The organism is Siminovitchia fortis (assembly GCF_003605365.2).
GTDB classification, from domain to species: domain Bacteria; phylum Bacillota; class Bacilli; order Bacillales; family Bacillaceae_C; genus Siminovitchia; species Siminovitchia fortis.
Map to the genome: position 1 here is coordinate 1 of NZ_QYTU02000054.1, position 17,489 is coordinate 17,489.

Sequence of the window (17,489 nt, forward strand, 5' to 3'; positions counted from 1 at the left end):
ACCCGTTCACACGGGTGGTTTTGATTTCCGACATTTTCATATTTCAAGGGCTTGTTCTATTCCCTCCCACAAGCACATAAATATGTAACAAAATCCGTGCGAAAAAGAGGGATGAAGATGAGCCAATACTATGATCCGAATCAAGCCGGAAAAGGGACTGTACCTGATCATGACCTTGTGATGCGGGGACGCAGATTAATTGATATTACAGGTGTGAAGCAGGTGGAAAGCTTTGATAATGAAGAATTTTTGCTTGAAACTGTCATGGGCTTTCTGGCAATCCGGGGCCACAGCCTGCAAATGAAAAACCTTGATGTCGATAAGGGAATCGTCTCAATTAAAGGGAAAGTCTATGACATTGTCTACCTCGATGATCATGACGGAGGGAAAGCTAAAGGGTTCTTTGGCAAGTTGTTCAAATGAGTCTTCCTGTCCAATTTTATACCCTGCTTGCCATGATTGGAATGGGAAGCCTCTTTGGTGCAACGCTTGATACGTATCAGCGGTTTTTAAAACGGGGCAAAAGGAAAAAGTGGATCGTCTTTTTAAATGATCTCCTGTTTTGGTTCATACAAGGGATCATCATCTTTTACGTTCTTTTTCTGGTAAATTACGGGGAGCTGAGATTTTATCTTTTTCTGGCACTGCTTTGCGGCTTTTCAGCCTACCAGGCCCTTTTTAAAAAAATCTACCTTAAGCTTCTGGAATCGCTGATCCAATTGGTTAAGGCCGTCGCCAGATTGATTTACAGGACCTTTTACTTATTGGTGTACAAGCCCGCCAGAGGACTGTGCATTCTGCTGGCTGCCATTATTCTTTATGTATATGGGCTGTTATTGTCTCTTGTAAAAATAGTCTGGATAATGGTAAAATGGGTGCTAAAGACCGTTTTTAAGCCATTTGTATGGATATTGAAAAAAGTGATCCCCGAATCAGTGGAAAAATTTGTCGTTCAATTGCGAAAAACAATAGCAGGATATTTAAAAGGCAGCAAGAATACAATCATTAAAGTTATGAATTTCTTTCGAAAAAAGAGATAGGAGGTTTATGGATGGGCGTTAAGCCAAAAAACACTGTTACTTCACTGGAAAATAATTATATGCTTGAACAAGAAGTTTCTGCACGTTCGGCAGCTAGAAGAAGGAAATTGCTGGTCCGCCGCCTATCCGTTTTCCTTGTATTCACAATTGTCGTTTGCACCTTGTTGATCTCAACCCTTGTCTCAAGGGAGTCTGCCTTGAAAGCGAAGGAAGAAGAAAAAGCCCGGGCAGAAGAAAAATTGGCCAAGCTTGAGAAAAGACAATTGATGCTTGAAAACGAGATTGTCAAACTGAATGATGATGAATATATTGCCAAGCTTGCTAGAAGTGAATATTTCCTCTCTGATAAAGGTGAAATCATTTTTAACATTCCAAAGGACAAAGACAAAGATAAAGAAAAGGATTAAAAGGGCTCATATTGACACTTTTTTTTTAATTTCGCTATAATATAAAGTAAGGTTTATTTTGTAAACACTTTAAGGAGGATAAATTTTTTTATGTCGATTGAAGTAGGCAGCAAGGTACAAGGTAAAGTAACAGGCATCACTCATTTTGGGGCATTTGTTGAGTTGCCCGGGGGCTCGACAGGTCTTGTTCACATTAGTGAAGTGGCCGACAATTATGTTAAGGATATCAATGAACATTTAAAAGTTGGCGAAGAAGTGCTTGTAAAGGTCTTAAATGTTGAGAAGGACGGAAAAATTGGGCTGTCAATCCGAAAAGCCAAAGATCAGCCGCCTTCCCGTTCAAGACAAGGAAGAGCGAACGATTTTCGCTCAAAGGAAAGTTTTGAGCAAAAGATGAATCGCTTCTTGAAAGAAAGTGAAGACCGGTTGTCATCTTTAAAGCGCAACACCGAGTCTAAAAGAGGTGGACGCGGCTCCAGACGAGGATAACTTGCTGTCTCTTTAACATATAGGCCGGACGAATCCTTTCGGATCTAAAGAAAAGGACAATACTGGACTTATTCCATTTAAAGAATGAAAAGCGAAAGAACCATGAAAAAGTTCTGTTCGCTTTTTTGCTTTTTCTGAATCCCTCCAACAATCTTCATGTAAAGTATCTTCTATTTGGGGCCTTTCGACGCTCCTTTCTCCCGCTCGACTTTCCTAGGCTGATTGCTCATCTTATTGCCCAATTTAGTCGAACGAATCTTGGGTACACATCCTTTAAAGTGACAAAGTTTTAGGATTTGTCCCCTTATAATGGGTAACAATTATTTATTTGCGGGGGAGAGATGAAAATGGAAAAGGGAGATCAAAGCATGGTCGAATCCGTCGGGACTGCAAGTTTACAAGGGACAGACCTTGATTTTTCAAGCGGGTTAAAGAGATTTCAGCAGAAAATGGAGTATTTGTTTCTTCAAAAAGGGCTCGCGCTGCTGATTGTAAGTGTCTTGCTTGGACGGGCGCTGATTTTATCACAATTGACTCCGTTCGCTTTGCCATTTTTTGCAGCCATTTTTATGACAAGAAGAAAAAACGCACCTCTTGTGCTGTTTGGCCTGTTGGCTGGCTCTCTGACAATTTCCTTGGGAAACACATTATTTATTTTTTCAACCTGCGCCATTTTTCTTGTGAGTTTTCGCTTGCTGGAAAGGCTGCACGTCATGCCGATCAAAGCAATGCCTTATTATGTATTCTTTATTTCCTTCTTTACAAAGTGCCTTTTTATATATGCCGGAAACGGACAGGCCTTTACGAACTATGATGTATTCATGGCCGCTGTGGAGGCAGGCCTTTCATTGGTCCTTGTCTTTATCTTTATCCAAAGCACTCCTTTCTTGACGACAGGGAAAAGAGCCAAGCCTTTAAAAACGGAAGAGGTCATCAGCTTGATTATCATGCTTGCATCCGTCATGACGGGAACAATCGGCTGGGCCATTTACGGTTTATCCATTGAACATATTTTATCCAGATATCTTGTGATCTTGTTTGCTTTTACAGCCGGTGCCACTGTCGGGTCGACTGTCGGCGTAGTGACCGGACTTATCTTCAGTCTGGCCAGCATGTCCAGCTTTTACCAAATGAGCCTGCTTGCGTTTGCAGGACTGCTGGGTGGATTGCTGAAAGAGGGCAAACGGGCCGGTACAGCGATAGGTCTTCTTGTTGCCACTTTGCTCATCGGAATTTATGGAGAAGGAAGCGGTGCGCTGACCTTGACAATGTATGAATCGTCCGTGGCCGTCATCCTCTTGCTCCTTACTCCGTATACATTGATAGAAAAACTGGCACGCCATATTCCCGGCACGGCCGAGTATGCCCAGGATCAGCAGCAGTATGCCAGAAAAGTCCGTGATATTACTGTCCGGAGAGTGGAACAGTTCTCTTCTGTTTTTGAAGCGCTTTCGGACAGCTTCTCTGAACCGGAAAAATGGAAGGATTCCGCTGATGACGAACGGGAATTCGATCTGTTTTTAAGCAATGTCACAGAGAAAACCTGCCAGATGTGTTTCAGAAAGGATAAATGCTGGGGAGAGAACTTTGATAAAACATATGACCTGATGAAAAATATTATGCATGAAATAGATGAAGAATCCGGGGGGCTGCCGAGGCCCGTCCATCGCAAGCTGGAAAAGCACTGTAACAGGGCAGGGAATGTAAGGAACGCTGTTCATCAGGAACTGGCCGTTTACCAGGCGAACCAAAAATTGAAACGGCAGGTTCAGGAAAGCAGAAAGCTTGTGGCGGAACAGCTTCTCGGTGTTTCAGAAGTAATGGGTGATTTTGCAAAAGAAATCAAGCGTGAGCAGAACAATCACCACAAGCAGGAAGAGATGCTGCTGGATGCCTTGCAGGATTTCGGGATTGACATTGAATATGTAGAAATTTACAACCTGGAGGCCGGCAGTATCGATATTGATGTGATGATTCCGGATTGGTACGGAAATGGCGAATGTGAAAAACTGATCGCCCCGCTCATTTCTGACATCATGGGCGAAACGGTAGTTGTCCAAAACAAGGAAGACGTGGAATATCCCAATGGATATCATTACGTGACGCTGCGTTCGGCTAAAGCATATGTGGTTGAAACAGGGGTAGCCCACGCGGCAAAAGGAGGGGGTTTTCTTTCAGGGGACAGTTTTTCAACGATTGAACTGGGAGGAGGGAAATATGCACTTGCTATAAGCGACGGTATGGGAAACGGAGAGAGAGCCCATAAGGAAAGCAATGAAACATTGAAATTATTACAGAAGATCCTTCAGTCAGGCATTGAGGAAAAGGTGGCCATAAAATCGATCAACTCCGTCTTATCGTTAAGGACCGATGATGAAATTTTTTCAACCCTGGACTTGGCCATGATTGATCTGCAGACAATTGAAGCCAAGTTTTTAAAAATCGGTTCAACACCGAGCTTCATCAAGCGGGGAAATAAAATTAAAAAGATTGAAACCGGCAATTTGCCTATCGGAATTTTAGAGGAGTTTGATTTCGATGTCGTTACCGAGCAGCTTCGGGATGGAGATTTGATCGTCATGATGAGTGACGGTGTATTTGAAGGGCCGAAGCATGTGGAAAATTATGAACTATGGATGAAAAGAAAGCTGAAAGAGCTGCAGACAGATGATCCGCAGGCTGTTTCCGACCTTATTATGGAAGAGGTGATCCGAACCCGTTCAGGTGTGATACAGGACGATATGACGATTGTCACGGCAAAAATAAAGCGGAATGTGCCAAAATGGGCAGCAATCCCGGTTAGAAAGAAAACGGCCTTGTCCGGAGCAAGCTAGTTTGGGGATGAGCCCCCTTTACCGCATTAAAGCAAGGTATAAAAACCTCCTAATCCGGCGAGGATGATAGCATGTCAAGCGGCCGGCGGCCGCGAACGGAAACGGAGGAAAAGAAAGTGAAAAAAGGCACTTTAAAACAAATATTACTAATTACGGACGGCTGCTCCAATCAGGGGGAAGACCCGGTAGCCATGGCATCGCTTGCACAGGAAAACGGCATTACCGTCAATGTGATTGGCGTGTTGGAAAATGATGTGATAGATGAAAAAGGAATGGCAGAGATCGAAGGAATTGCGATGGCCGGCGGCGGAATCAGTCAAATTGTATACGCGGAAAAATTGTCTGAAACTGTTCAAATGGTTACAAGGAAAGCGATGACGCAAACTTTGCAGGGCGTTGTGAATCGGGAGCTGCGGCAAATATTGGGAAGCGATACATCCCTTGAAGAGCTTCCTCCTGACCAAAGGGGCGAGGTGATGGAAGTGGTCGATGAACTGGGGGAAACATCCGATTTGGAAGTCCTCGTTCTCATCGATACAAGCGCCAGCATGAAATTCAAACTTCCGACAGTGAAAGAGGCGCTGCTTGATCTGTCCTTGAGTTTGAATGCGCGGTCAGGGAAAAATTCTTTTTCTGTGTATGTTTTTCCCGGTAAAAGAGAAGAAGTAGGGCTGCTGCTGGACTGGACGCCTCAGTTGGACAAGCTGACCAGCGTTTTTCCAAAATTGGCTGCAGGCGGGGTTACACCTACGGGTCCGGCAATTCGCGAAGCTGTTGCCTCTTTCCCAAAAAACCGCTCATTAAGGGGGCTTCTCCGGAGAGATGAAGAACAATTCCTGGACGAAACAATGTAGTTTTCCGCCGGGGACCCTTGTAAGCGGCAAATGGCACAGACAGCATTATACCATCATCAGACAACTTGGCAGCGGGGCAAACGGTGTTGTATACCTTGCGAAAGGAAAAGATGGATATGTTGCTTTAAAAATGAGCGGCGACAGCATGTCCATCATATCGGAGGTAAATGTGCTCAAAGCTTTTTCAAAGGTCCAGGGGCCAGTCCTTGGACCTTCTTTGTTGGATGTGGATGATTGGGAAAGAGGAGGGAAAAAGACAATCCCCTTTTATGTGATGGAATATATCGAAGGGCCAGTCCTGCTCGCTTTTGTCCGTGACAAAGGACGGCATTGGGCAGGGATATTGATTATACAGCTGTTGGATATATTGGAACAGATGCACAGGCAAGGCTGGACTTTTGGCGATTTGAAACCTGAAAATCTCATCGTATCCCATCCCCGGACAAGAATTCGCTGCATTGATGTGGGGGGAACAACGAAAATGGGGCGCTCGATCAAGGAATTCACGGAGTTTTTCGACAGGGGCTATTGGGGGCTGGGCTCCAGAAAGGCGGAGCCCTCCTACGATATTTTTTCAACAGCCATGCTGATGATCAATGTATATTATCCCTCCAGGTTTACCAGAAAAGGGAGCGGATTGGACCAATTGAAGGAAATGATTAAAAAAGAGCCGGAGCTTCGCTGCTTCGAGCCCGTTTTGATTAAAGCGCTTGAAGGGAAATACCGGAACGCCGGAGATATGAAAAACGAGCTGCTTGGAAGGCTTTCTTTTCGGAACTCCAGGTCCCAAAAACATTCAGCGAAAAAGCGGCAAGGCCAGGGAAGAAAAGGCTCGCTGCATGAGACAGCGGGTGTTCTTCTTGTCACGTCATTTTTGTATGGCCTATACATATATTTATTTTTATTATAGAAGGGAAGTTGCGTGAGGTTCCTTTGCGAAAATGGTAAACTGATGGATATAACAAGCGTTTTATTTATAGGAGTAAGGGAATAGATGACAGATGCTGGACTTTGAGAGAAAGACATTGAGCTTTATTAAAAGACACGGGCTTTTGGACCGCGGAGACTTTGTGCTGGCTGCTGTGTCCGGAGGCCCGGACTCGATGGCCATGCTTGATTTTTTGGTAAAAAGAAAAGGGTTTTTCAACATCAGGCTGGCGGTGGTCCATGTAGATCATATGCTCCGGGGCGAAGAGTCTGCCCAGGATCTGGAATTTGTAAAAGCCTACTGTAAGCAGAATCAATTGGAAATGAAGGCATCTTCCATCGATATCAAACAGAAAATGGAGATGGAGAATAAAGGGATGCAAGAGACAGCGAGGAAGCACCGTTATCGTTTTTTTGAATCGGTCATGAAGGAGCATGATGCAGATAAGCTGGCTGTTGCACAGCATGCGGATGACCAAATCGAAACGATTCTCATGCGCTTGACGAGAGGAAGCAGCGGTAAGTCACGTGCCGGAATCCAGCCAGCCAGGCCATTTGGCAACGGAACATTAATCCGCCCGCTTCTCGGGGTGACGAAAGAGGAAATCGAGGAATACTGCGCTTTTCACCAATTGAAGCCCAGAATTGACCCCAGCAATGAAAAGCCGGCCTATACAAGGAACCGTTTCCGTTTAGAAGTATTGCCGGTCCTCAAACGAGAAAATCAACAAGTTCATGAACATTTTCAACGTTTCAGCGAAGATTTACTGGAAGATGAAGCCTATTTGGAAGCACTGGCCGAACGGGAAATCAAGGGGGCATCCGTGTTTGAAAATGGAAAAATACAGCTTGATATTCCTTCTTTTTTACAAATGCCTTTGCCTTTACAAAGGAGGGGTATTCATCTAATATTAAGCTATCTTTATAAGAAAAATGTAACACATGTGACCGCATGGCATGCCGGGTTGATCAGGGAGCTGCTGCAGGGGGAAAACCCTTCAGGCAGGCTGGATCTTCCCCTTGGATTACAAGTCGCCCGCTCCTATGGCCACTGCGTTTTTTCGTTTAATGATACAAAACGGGCGACTGGATATGAGTATGAATTAAGTGCCGGACGGGAAATTATCCTTCCGGACGGAGGGACCGTCCGTATGGAGAAGGACTCGGACATTTATGCAGGCGGCGATGAAGATTATATTGTATTGAATGAAAAAGAAATCAAGCTGCCGCTTATCGTACGGACCCGGAGGGCGGGAGACCGGATCCGGGTTAAAGGAATGAATGGAACGAAGAAATTAAAAGATCTGTTCATCGATGAAAAAATCCCTAGACTCCAGCGGGACTGCTGGCCGGTCATAACCGACCGGCGAAATCAGATACTATGGGTTCCGGGATTGAAAAAATCCATATACGACGCGGGACCTCAATGCCATGGACATCGATATATATTGTATTACAGAACCTCTGGGGGGCAGCAAAGGCAATGAAAAATGACATTGAAAGGATATTGATTACCGAAAAGGAAATTGAAGAGAAAATCCGGGAGCTCGGTAAGCAGCTCACAGAGGAGTACGAAGGCCGATTTCCTCTCGCCATCGGCGTTTTAAAAGGGGCCATGCCATTCATGGCAGACCTTTTAAAAAGGGTCGATACTTATTTGGAAATGGACTTCATGGATGTTTCAAGTTACGGCATGTCCACAACCTCTTCCGGAGAAGTGAAGATCTTAAAGGACTTGAATACGCCTGTTGAAGGCAGGGATATTCTGATTATTGAGGATATCATCGACAGCGGGGTTACGTTGAGCTATCTTGTAGATCTTTTCCGTTACAGAAAAGCGAAATCGATCAAAATTGTGACGCTGCTTGATAAACCGGAAGGAAGAAAAGCGAATTTAAAAGCGGACTATGTGGGCTTTGTTGTTCCAAATGCTTTTGTTGTCGGTTACGGGCTCGATTACGCTGAGAAGTACCGGAACCTTCCATATATAGGAGTTTTGAAACCAGAGGTATATGGCAATAATGACAAATAGTGAAAGATAGGCAAAATTGCAATGGTGAATTGTTGTAAAGTCCGAAATGACTATGATACTATTGAATATAGTTTTTTGACCGCGGGAGGAGGCTAGGGATGAACCGGATCTTTAGAAATACAATTTTTTATTTACTTATCTTTCTCGTTCTCATCGGCATTGTGAGCTGGTTTAACAATACCAATGAAACGACACAAAATATATCGTATAAAGAATTTGTCACGCACTTGGAAAATGGGGATATTAAAGAATTCTCCATACAGCCCGAAAGAGGCGTTTATGAGGTCGTAGGCCAGTTGAAAGGCGCCAAAGAGGGCGAGCATTTCATGACATATGTCATGAATAATCCTGCAATGCTTGACCGGATCGATGCGGCTGCATCGGAAGTGGAGGTTATGCCGGCAAAAGAAACGAGCGGCTGGGTATCCTTTTTCACAACGATCATCCCATTTATCATCATCTTTATTTTATTTTTCTTCTTGCTCAATCAGGCACAAGGCGGCGGAAGCCGTGTCATGAACTTTGGAAAGAGCAAAGCGAAGCTGTATAGCGAGGAGAAGAAGAAAGTCCGCTTTAAAGACGTAGCGGGTGCTGATGAAGAGAAGCAGGAATTAGTGGAAGTCGTAGACTTTTTGAAAGACCCCAGGAAGTTCTCCGAATTGGGAGCACGTATTCCTAAAGGGATTTTGCTTGTTGGACCGCCTGGAACAGGTAAAACGTTGCTTGCGCGGGCGGTTGCAGGGGAAGCGGGCGTCCCGTTTTTCTCAATCAGCGGTTCCGATTTCGTGGAAATGTTCGTAGGTGTCGGTGCATCGAGGGTTCGTGATTTGTTCGAGAATGCGAAAAAAAATGCACCTTGTATGATATTCATTGATGAAATTGACGCTGTCGGCCGCCAGCGCGGCGCCGGCCTTGGCGGTGGACATGACGAGCGGGAGCAGACGTTGAACCAATTGCTCGTTGAAATGGACGGATTTGGTGAAAACGAAGGGATCATCATCATTGCGGCCACAAACCGCCCGGATATCCTCGATCCGGCATTATTGCGCCCGGGACGTTTTGACCGTCAAATTACGGTTGACCGTCCTGACGTCAACGGAAGAGAAGCGGTTCTCAAGGTTCATGCGAGAAATAAGCCGCTTGATGATTCGGTTGACCTCAAATCGATCGCCATGAGGACACCGGGCTTTTCAGGCGCCGACTTGGAAAACCTGTTGAACGAAGCGGCCTTGATTGCAGCCCGCCGCAATAAAAAGACAATTGACATGGATGACGTCGATGAAGCGACAGACAGGGTCATAGCGGGACCAGCCAAGAAAAGCAGGGTCATTTCCGAGAAAGAAAGAAATATTGTTGCCTATCATGAAGGCGGACATACTGTCATCGGATTGGTCCTTGATGAAGCCGATGTTGTCCATAAGGTAACGATTGTTCCAAGGGGGCAGGCGGGCGGCTATGCCGTCATGCTTCCGAAGGAAGACCGCTACTTTATGACAAAGCCGGAGCTGCTTGATAAAATCACCGGCTTGCTCGGCGGCCGGGTGGCGGAAGAAATTACATTCGGAGAGGTGTCTACCGGCGCTCATAACGACTTCCAGCGGGCAACAAACATCGCACGCAAGATGGTTACTGAATACGGAATGAGCGATAAGCTTGGACCACTTCAATTCGGCCAGGCTCAGGGCGGCCAGGTATTCCTGGGCAGGGATTTGCATAATGAGCAGAACTACTCAGATGCCATCGCTTTTGAAATAGACCAGGAAATCCAGCGCATCATCAAAGAATGTTATGTCCGTGCCAAAGAAATTCTGACGAAGCATCGTGACAAGCTGGAAATAATTGCCCAAACCTTGTTGAAAGTGGAAACGTTGGATGCTGAACAGATCCGAAGCCTGTTCGATACCGGCAAATTGCCGGAGCGCTCTTCGAATTTAGATAAAGAAAACAACGATGAGCCTAAAGTGACGCTTCTCCCGAAGGAAGAAGAACAAGATAATTCTTTGGCTATTGATGAAAATCGTCCAAAAGATCCGTTTGGCCCCCCTGAGAAAATGGGACCTACAAAACCATCTGATCCAAATGATGCGGATCCGGATAATAAAGAGTAAACTCATCGAAGACACTGATATAGATCGGTGTCTTTTTCTTTTAGGCCGAATGGCTTTAGTGGTATGATGTGTGAAGAAAAAGTCTTGTAAAAGTTGGTGAGAAGGTTGATTTTTGTTTTGGATGTGGGAAATACAAATACGGTCCTCGGTGTTTACGATAATGACTACTTAAAATATCACTGGCGGATTGAAACAAACCGGCATAAAACGGAAGATGAATATGGCATGGTGATCAAGTCTCTATTTGAACATGTGGGGATTCGCTTTGACCATATAAACGGCATTATCATTTCTTCTGTCGTACCCCCGATTATGTTTACGATGGAAAAAATGTGTAAAAAGTATTTTAAGGTTAAGCCTTTGATTGTAGGGCCTGGCATAAAGACAGGATTGAATATAAAATACGAAAATCCCCGCGAAGTCGGTGCAGACCGGATTGTAAACGCAGTGGCAGGAATCCAGGAATATGGCAGCCCGCTGATTATCGTTGATTTTGGGACAGCGACCACATTTTGTTATATCAATGAAAAAGCCGAATACACAGGAGGGGTGATCGCCCCGGGTATCGGCATATCAACGGAGGCACTATACTCCAAAGCTGCCAAGCTTCCGCGGATTGAAATTACCCATGTGGACGAAATTATCGGCAAAAATACGGTAGCGGCCATGCAGGCGGGAATTTTATTTGGATTTGTCGGACAAGTTGAGGGAATTGTAAACAGGATTTTTGAGAAGAGTAAAAAGAAACCGACTGTCATTGCCACCGGCGGGCTGGCCAGTCTGATTTCATCTGAAACGAAATTGATTGATATTGTTGACTATGACCTGACATTAAAGGGCCTGCATTTAATTTACAAAAGAAATATTTAAGTTAAGAGGTGTACTGTGATGAGTGATTATTTGGTCAAAGCTCTGGCCTATGATAAACAAGTCCGCGCATATGCGGTCAACAGCACGGAGACGGTTGGGGAAGCGCAGCGAAGGCATCATACTTGGCCGATAGCTTCCGCGGCCCTTGGCAGGGCAACGACAGCGGGTGTCATGATGGGCGCCATGTTAAAAGGGGAGGAGAAGCTGACCGTAAAGGTGGAGGGCGACGGCCCGATCGGACCGATCATCGTAGATGCAGATGCAAAAGGGCATGTGCGCGGATATGTGACAAATCCTCTGGTTCATTTTGATTTGAATGACAAAGGCAAGCTTGATGTGAGGCGGGCAGTGGGAACAAACGGCACATTGACTGTTGTGAAAGATATCGGTCTCAGGGAAAACTTTTCCGGGCAGGTGCCAATTGTCTCCGGGGAATTGGGAGAAGATTTCACCTATTATTTCGCTGTATCCGAACAGACCCCTTCATCCGTCGGAGTTGGTGTGCTCGTAAATCCGGATAACTCCATTCTTGGAGCTGGAGGCTTTATCATTCAATTGATGCCGGAAACGGATGAAGAGACGATAAGTAAAATTGAGGAGAGCATCAATAAGACACCGCCTATCTCCAAAATGATCCAAGCCGGACTGACGCCTGAAGAAATCCTGAACCGGCTGCTTGGTGAAGAAAATGTCCGGATTATTGAAAAAATGCCCGTGGAATTTAGATGCACCTGTTCCAAAGAACGGTTTGGGCGGGCAATTATGAGCTTGGGTAAATCGGAAATCCAAGATATGATTACGGAGGACGGAAAAGCCGATACGCAATGCCATTTTTGCAATGCAGAATATCATTTTACAAAAGAAGAGCTGGAAGAAATATTGGAAGAGGCCAAAAAGGCGTAAGTATTTTTTACTAAAATAAGAAACATTCCCGTTGACAGAGGGACCGCAACGTGGTAGTTTTAAATAAACCAATAAAATTACTCGGAATTAGAGGTGGAGGAAAAATGTCACGAATTGCAAACTCGATTACGGATTTAATTGGCAACACCCCGATTGTGAAGCTGAACCGCCTGGTTGATGAGGACAGTGCTGAGGTTTATTTAAAACTTGAATACATGAATCCCGGAAGCAGCGTAAAAGACCGTATTGCCTTGGCAATGATTGAAGCTGCCGAAAAAGAAGGGAAATTAAAAGAAGGAGATACGCTGATCGAGCCGACAAGCGGAAATACGGGGATCGGCCTTGCGATGGTTGCTGCGGCCAAAGGATACCGTGCGATTCTTGTCATGCCTGATACAATGAGCATGGAAAGGCGCAATCTTTTGCGTGCCTATGGAGCGGAATTGGTGTTGACTCCTGGTGCGGAAGGAATGAACGGCGCGATTAAAAAAGCCAATGAATTGGCGGAAGAACACGGCTATTTTCTTCCTCAGCAATTTGAAAACAGTGCCAATCCAAAAATTCACCATGAAACAACCGGAAAAGAGATCGTTGAACAGATGGGCGACCAGCTTGATGCTTTTATTTCCGGAATCGGTACAGGAGGAACCATTACCGGTGCGGGTGAAGTATTGAGAGAAAAATATCCTGACATCAAAATTTATGCTGTTGAACCGAAGGACTCTCCTGTATTGTCCGGAGGAAAGCCAGGTCCCCATAAAATCCAGGGCATTGGCGCGGGATTTGTTCCAAAGGTATTAAATACGGATATCTACGATGAAGTGATTACGGTATCGAATGAAGATGCATTCGAAACAGCCAGGAAAGCAGCCAGAGCAGAAGGCGTTCTTGGCGGTATTTCCTCCGGTGCTGCCATTAATGCAGCATTATCCGTTGCCAAAAAGCTCGGAAAAGGCAAAAAAGTCTTAGCCATCATCCCAAGCAACGGTGAGCGCTACCTAAGCACCCCTTTGTATCAATTTGAGGATTAATAGAAAGCGAAGGCGCCCGCTTAGCGACGTACAAACAGCTTGGTGTTAAAAGGCAAGTCCGAATAAGGGCTTGTCTTTTATTTTTCATTTATCAATTAAAGAGTTACACTTAAAAGACGTTGAAATGAAAGAATGAAGGTGAAACAATGATCATCCACTGTGGAAAGTACAAACTGGATTGCAATCAAAAAACGTTGATTATGGGTATTTTGAATGTCACTCCCGATTCCTTTTCGGATGGCGGGCGTTTTAATGCCTTGGACAATGCAGTTGGGCACGCAAAGAAAATGGTGAGAGATGGCGCTGATATCATTGATGTTGGCGGCGAATCCACCCGTCCCGGCCATGAACCGGTCTCAGCCGAAGAGGAGATCGACAGGGTGCTCCCTGTGATTCAAGCGGTCGCAAACGCTGTTCAGGCTCCAATTTCCATCGATACATATAAAGCGAAAACAGCCGATGCCGCGGTGATGGCGGGCGCTCATATCATCAACGACATATGGGGAGCGAAGAAAGATCCTGAGATAGCGGCCGTGGCGGCTGAGCGGGATGTACCGATTGTTTTGATGCATAACAGGGATAACCGTGACTACACAAACTTTATCCGTGATGTACTGAATGATTTATATGAGAGCATCTCCATTGCCAAAAATGCAGGTGTTCCGGACGGCAGCATCATCCTTGATCCCGGAATCGGATTTGCAAAGGACTACCATGAAAATCTTATCATGATGAGAAATCTTGATAAACTTGTCGGCCTGGGATATCCGGTACTGCTTGGGACTTCCCGGAAGCGGATGGTCGGAACTGCACTTGATCTTCCTGTTGAGGAACGAATGGAAGGAACGGGCGCAACTGTCTGTTATGGAATTCAGCAGGGATGCCATATCATGCGTGTTCATGATGTAAAAGAAATAAGCCGCATGTCCGCCATGATGGATGTCCTGTTGGAAAAGGGGGAGCAGAGTGGATAAAATTTACCTGAACGAAATGGAGTTTTACGGCTACCACGGCGTCTTTCCGGAGGAAACTGTCCTTGGACAGCGTTTTCGGGTGAATGTCGTAATGGAAACGGACCTGCGGGCCGCCGGCCGTTCGGATGATCTGGAAAAAACGATCAATTATGCGGACGTTTATACGCTTTGTAAAGAAATCGTTGAAGGTAAAAGATTCGATCTCGTCGAAGCGGTGGCTGAAACTATTGCCGGTGACATTTTGGGCCGGTTTGATTCCGTTGAGCGGGTCCACGTGAAAGTGATCAAACCGAATCCGCCGATCAAAGGGATTTATGATTCCGTTGCTGTTGAAATTACGAGGGACCGACATGAATAATATAGCCTTTTTATCGCTTGGCTCCAATATTGGTGACAGGGAGAAATGGTTGAAAGAAGCAGTCAGGGAATTGGACCAGACAGATGGAATTAAGGTTGAAAAAGTATCTTCCATTTATGAAACGGACCCTGTCGGATATACAGACCAGGACCCCTTTTTAAATATAGCTGTTAAAATTAAAACCTCACTTTCAGCCCGTGAACTTTTAACCCGATGCCTTTATGTTGAACAACGGCTTGGGAGGGTAAGAGAATTCAGATGGGGCCCCAGAAAAATCGACCTTGACATTTTATTGTATAATAACGAAAATATTAGGATGGAGGACTTGCAGATTCCTCATCCTCGAATGACCGAGCGTGCATTTGTCCTTGTTCCGTTATTGGAGATTGATGGAAAAGTGAGACTCCCGCATCAAAATGTTTCTTTGGTTGAAGTGCTAAGCGAAATACCTGATAAAGAAGGTGTTCGGTTATGGAAACAGATAAATGGGGGAGGCGGATCCGGGCTTTTCGGAAGCTGAAGGGGCGCACCCAGGAAGGTCTGGCAAGAGAAATTGGAATATCCGTATCGGTTTTGGGAGAAATTGAACGGGGAAGCCGTCTTCCGTCAGAACAGATACTCAAACAAATTTCCGATGTGCTTACAGTTCCTATCGAGGAATTGACGCCGCCGGATGAGTTGGATAAATAACTGCTAAAAATTGGCGATATCAAATGAAGTACAGGTTGTCCTGGCTCTCAATGGTTTTTCGGATCAACCTCGAGCCTTAGCGGCCGCAGCTGGACAATAAAAAAGAGCTTTGCTGCCATTAGCTGGCAGTTTTTTTTATAGAAAGATGCCTAGCTCTTTAATTTTAGGTACAATATGAAAATGAGGAATGGCTTTATTATAAGATTGGAGTGGAAAAGATGAGTCAGGAAGAGTTGAATGATCAACTTCAGGTAAGGCGCGACAAAATGATATCTTTGCGGGAAAGTGGGATCGATCCGTTCGGTAAACGGTTCGAACGTACCGAATTGACAAAAGATATTAAAGATAAATATGAAGCAAAAACAAAAGAAGAACTTGAGGAAATGAATCAGTCGGTGACGATTGCCGGCCGGATCATGACGAAGCGCGGAAAGGGAAAAGCCGGATTTGCCCATATCCAGGATTTGACGGGCCAAATTCAGATATATGTCCGCCAGGATGCGGTAGGCGAGGAACAGTATGATATTTTTAAAACAGTCGACCTCGGGGATATAGTCGGTTTAACAGGGACTATTTTCAAGACAAAAGTGGGCGAACTGTCTATAAAAGCAAATGAATTTACCCTGCTTACGAAGGCGTTGCGCCCGCTTCCGGAAAAATTCCACGGATTAAAAGACGTAGAGCAGCGTTATCGCCAGCGATATCTCGATTTGATTACCAATGAAAGCAGCAGGGAAACTTTTATCGCACGAAGCAAAATCATCCAATCCATGCGCCGCTATTTGGATGGACAAGGATTCCTGGAAGTGGAAACGCCGATGCTTCATGCTATTGCCGGGGGAGCGGCTGCCCGTCCTTTCATTACCCATCACAATGCGCTGGACACGCAATTTTATATGAGAATTGCAATTGAGCTTCACTTGAAACGATTGATTGTCGGCGGCCTTGAAAAAGTGTACGAGATTGGCCGGGTTTTCAGAAATGAAGGGGTGTCAACACGGCACAACCCGGAATTTACAATGATGGAATTGTATGAAGCCTACGTGGACTTCAACGATATTATGGAACTTACAGAAAATATGATCGCCTTCATCGCAAAAGAAGTGCTTGGTACAACTTCTATCAAGTATGGTGAACATGACGTGAACCTGGAACCGAAATGGCGCCGGCTTCATATGGTGGATGCTGTAAAAGAACATACAGGCGTGGACTTCTGGAAAGAAATGTCCGATGAGGAAGCGATCCAGCTTGCGAAAGAGCATAATATTGAAATTACGGAACATATGACATACGGACATATCGTCAATGAATTCTTTGAACAGGCCGTTGAAGAAAAGCTCATTCAGCCCACATTTATATACGGGCATCCGGTGGAGATTTCACCGCTTGCGAAAAAGAACGATGACGACCCAAGATTTACAGACCGTTTCGAACTTTTTATTGTCGGCCGGGAACATGCAAATGCATTTACAGAATTAAATGATCCGATCGATCAACGTCAAAGATTCGAAGCACAATTGGAAGAAAGAGAACAGGGAAATGACGAAGCGCATGAAATGGATGAAGATTTTATCGAAGCGCTGGAATACGGAATGCCGCCGACAGGAGGACTGGGCATTGGAATCGACCGTCTCGTCATGCTGCTGACAAATTCTCCTTCCATAAGAGACGTACTTCTTTTTCCGCTGATGAGACAAAGGGATTAATCATTGGAACCCTGCCGTGCCGGCAAGGGTTCTTTTTGATTGTTGAAAGGGTAATAAAAAACAAAAAAACTATTGCACGTAAAATAAAAAGGTGATATATTTAATATCGTTGCTCGCGAGAGAGCAACAAGCAATAAAAAAGTTTTAAAAAAGTGTTGACTTTAAACTGGTTAACATGTTACATTAGGAAAGTCGCCTCAAACAAGGTTGAAAAATAATTTTAAAAAAGTTGTTGACAACCTGGAATGAGCGCGGTATAATAGAAA

18 protein-coding genes are annotated in these 17,489 nt (G+C 45.0%); all 18 read left to right on the forward strand.

Annotated elements, in window-relative coordinates; translation table 11 throughout:
- Positions 1 to 117 precede the first annotated feature (117 nt).
- The 18 genes from yabP to lysS all read left to right on the forward strand — a co-directional run bounded on the left by yabP (position 118) and on the right by lysS (position 17,223).
- Positions 118 to 423: a sporulation protein YabP gene (yabP, locus tag D4N35_RS16450; protein ID WP_120075636.1), complete on the forward strand. Its 306-nt coding sequence runs from the start codon at positions 118 to 120 to the stop codon at positions 421 to 423.
- Positions 420 to 1,040: a spore cortex biosynthesis protein YabQ gene (gene yabQ / locus D4N35_RS16455; protein ID WP_120075638.1), complete on the forward strand. Its 621-nt coding sequence runs from the start codon at positions 420 to 422 to the stop codon at positions 1,038 to 1,040. The genes yabP and yabQ overlap by 4 nt, the downstream gene beginning before the upstream one ends.
- Positions 1,041 to 1,051: 11 nt before the next feature.
- Positions 1,052 to 1,447, forward strand: a complete 396-nt coding sequence (locus tag D4N35_RS16460) for an FtsB family cell division protein (protein ID WP_120075640.1) — start codon at positions 1,052 to 1,054, stop codon at positions 1,445 to 1,447.
- A gap of 90 nt (positions 1,448 to 1,537) precedes the next feature.
- Complete coding sequence (locus D4N35_RS16465; protein WP_120075642.1) at positions 1,538 to 1,936, forward strand: S1 domain-containing RNA-binding protein; 399 nt, start codon at positions 1,538 to 1,540, stop codon at positions 1,934 to 1,936.
- A gap of 347 nt (positions 1,937 to 2,283) precedes the next feature.
- On the forward strand, positions 2,284 to 4,770 hold the full coding sequence (gene spoIIE, locus D4N35_RS16470) for a stage II sporulation protein E (RefSeq protein ID WP_120075644.1): 2,487 nt from the start codon (positions 2,284 to 2,286) through the stop codon (positions 4,768 to 4,770).
- 71 nt (positions 4,771 to 4,841) lie between these two features.
- Complete coding sequence (locus tag D4N35_RS16475) at positions 4,842 to 5,624, forward strand: VWA domain-containing protein (RefSeq protein ID WP_328591088.1); 783 nt, start codon at positions 4,842 to 4,844, stop codon at positions 5,622 to 5,624.
- Positions 5,593 to 6,534: a serine/threonine protein kinase PrkT gene (gene prkT / locus D4N35_RS16480; RefSeq protein WP_120075646.1), complete on the forward strand. Its 942-nt coding sequence runs from the start codon at positions 5,593 to 5,595 to the stop codon at positions 6,532 to 6,534. Before D4N35_RS16475 ends, prkT begins: the two co-directional genes overlap by 32 nt.
- Before the next feature lie 91 nt (positions 6,535 to 6,625).
- Positions 6,626 to 8,038, forward strand: a complete 1,413-nt coding sequence (gene tilS / locus D4N35_RS16485; RefSeq protein WP_120075648.1) for a tRNA lysidine(34) synthetase TilS — start codon at positions 6,626 to 6,628, stop codon at positions 8,036 to 8,038.
- Positions 8,035 to 8,583 (forward strand): hypoxanthine phosphoribosyltransferase, encoded by a 549-nt coding sequence (hpt, locus tag D4N35_RS16490; protein ID WP_120075650.1) that lies wholly within the window; start codon positions 8,035 to 8,037, stop codon positions 8,581 to 8,583. The genes tilS and hpt overlap by 4 nt, the downstream gene beginning before the upstream one ends.
- Positions 8,584 to 8,681: 98 nt before the next feature.
- Entirely contained in the window at positions 8,682 to 10,691 is a 2,010-nt protein-coding gene (gene ftsH, locus D4N35_RS16495; RefSeq protein WP_120075651.1) for an ATP-dependent zinc metalloprotease FtsH, read from the forward strand.
- 105 nt (positions 10,692 to 10,796) lie between these two features.
- Positions 10,797 to 11,561 (forward strand): type III pantothenate kinase, encoded by a 765-nt coding sequence (locus D4N35_RS16500; protein ID WP_120075653.1) that lies wholly within the window; start codon positions 10,797 to 10,799, stop codon positions 11,559 to 11,561.
- An 18-nt stretch (positions 11,562 to 11,579) separates the two neighbouring features.
- The gene (gene hslO / locus D4N35_RS16505; RefSeq protein WP_120075655.1) at positions 11,580 to 12,464 is read left to right on the forward strand and encodes an Hsp33 family molecular chaperone HslO; all 885 of its coding nucleotides are present in this window, start codon (positions 11,580 to 11,582) and stop codon (positions 12,462 to 12,464) included.
- A 104-nt stretch (positions 12,465 to 12,568) separates the two neighbouring features.
- Positions 12,569 to 13,495, forward strand: a complete 927-nt coding sequence (gene cysK / locus D4N35_RS16510) for a cysteine synthase A (protein ID WP_120075657.1) — start codon at positions 12,569 to 12,571, stop codon at positions 13,493 to 13,495.
- Between the two features lie 146 nt (positions 13,496 to 13,641).
- Positions 13,642 to 14,469 carry a dihydropteroate synthase gene (gene folP / locus D4N35_RS16515; RefSeq protein ID WP_120075659.1) on the forward strand — a complete coding sequence of 276 codons (828 nt, stop codon included), beginning with the start codon at positions 13,642 to 13,644 and terminating at the stop codon, positions 14,467 to 14,469.
- Entirely contained in the window at positions 14,462 to 14,827 is a 366-nt protein-coding gene (gene folB, locus D4N35_RS16520) for a dihydroneopterin aldolase (RefSeq protein WP_283903042.1), read from the forward strand. Before folP ends, folB begins: the two co-directional genes overlap by 8 nt.
- Positions 14,820 to 15,347, forward strand: a complete 528-nt coding sequence (gene folK / locus D4N35_RS16525; RefSeq protein WP_120075663.1) for a 2-amino-4-hydroxy-6-hydroxymethyldihydropteridine diphosphokinase — start codon at positions 14,820 to 14,822, stop codon at positions 15,345 to 15,347. The genes folB and folK overlap by 8 nt, the downstream gene beginning before the upstream one ends.
- Entirely contained in the window at positions 15,299 to 15,517 is a 219-nt protein-coding gene (locus D4N35_RS16530) for a helix-turn-helix domain-containing protein (protein WP_120075665.1), read from the forward strand. Before folK ends, D4N35_RS16530 begins: the two co-directional genes overlap by 49 nt.
- 218 nt (positions 15,518 to 15,735) lie before the next feature.
- Entirely contained in the window at positions 15,736 to 17,223 is a 1,488-nt protein-coding gene (gene lysS / locus D4N35_RS16535) for a lysine--tRNA ligase (protein WP_120075666.1), read from the forward strand.
- Positions 17,224 to 17,489 lie beyond the last annotated feature (266 nt).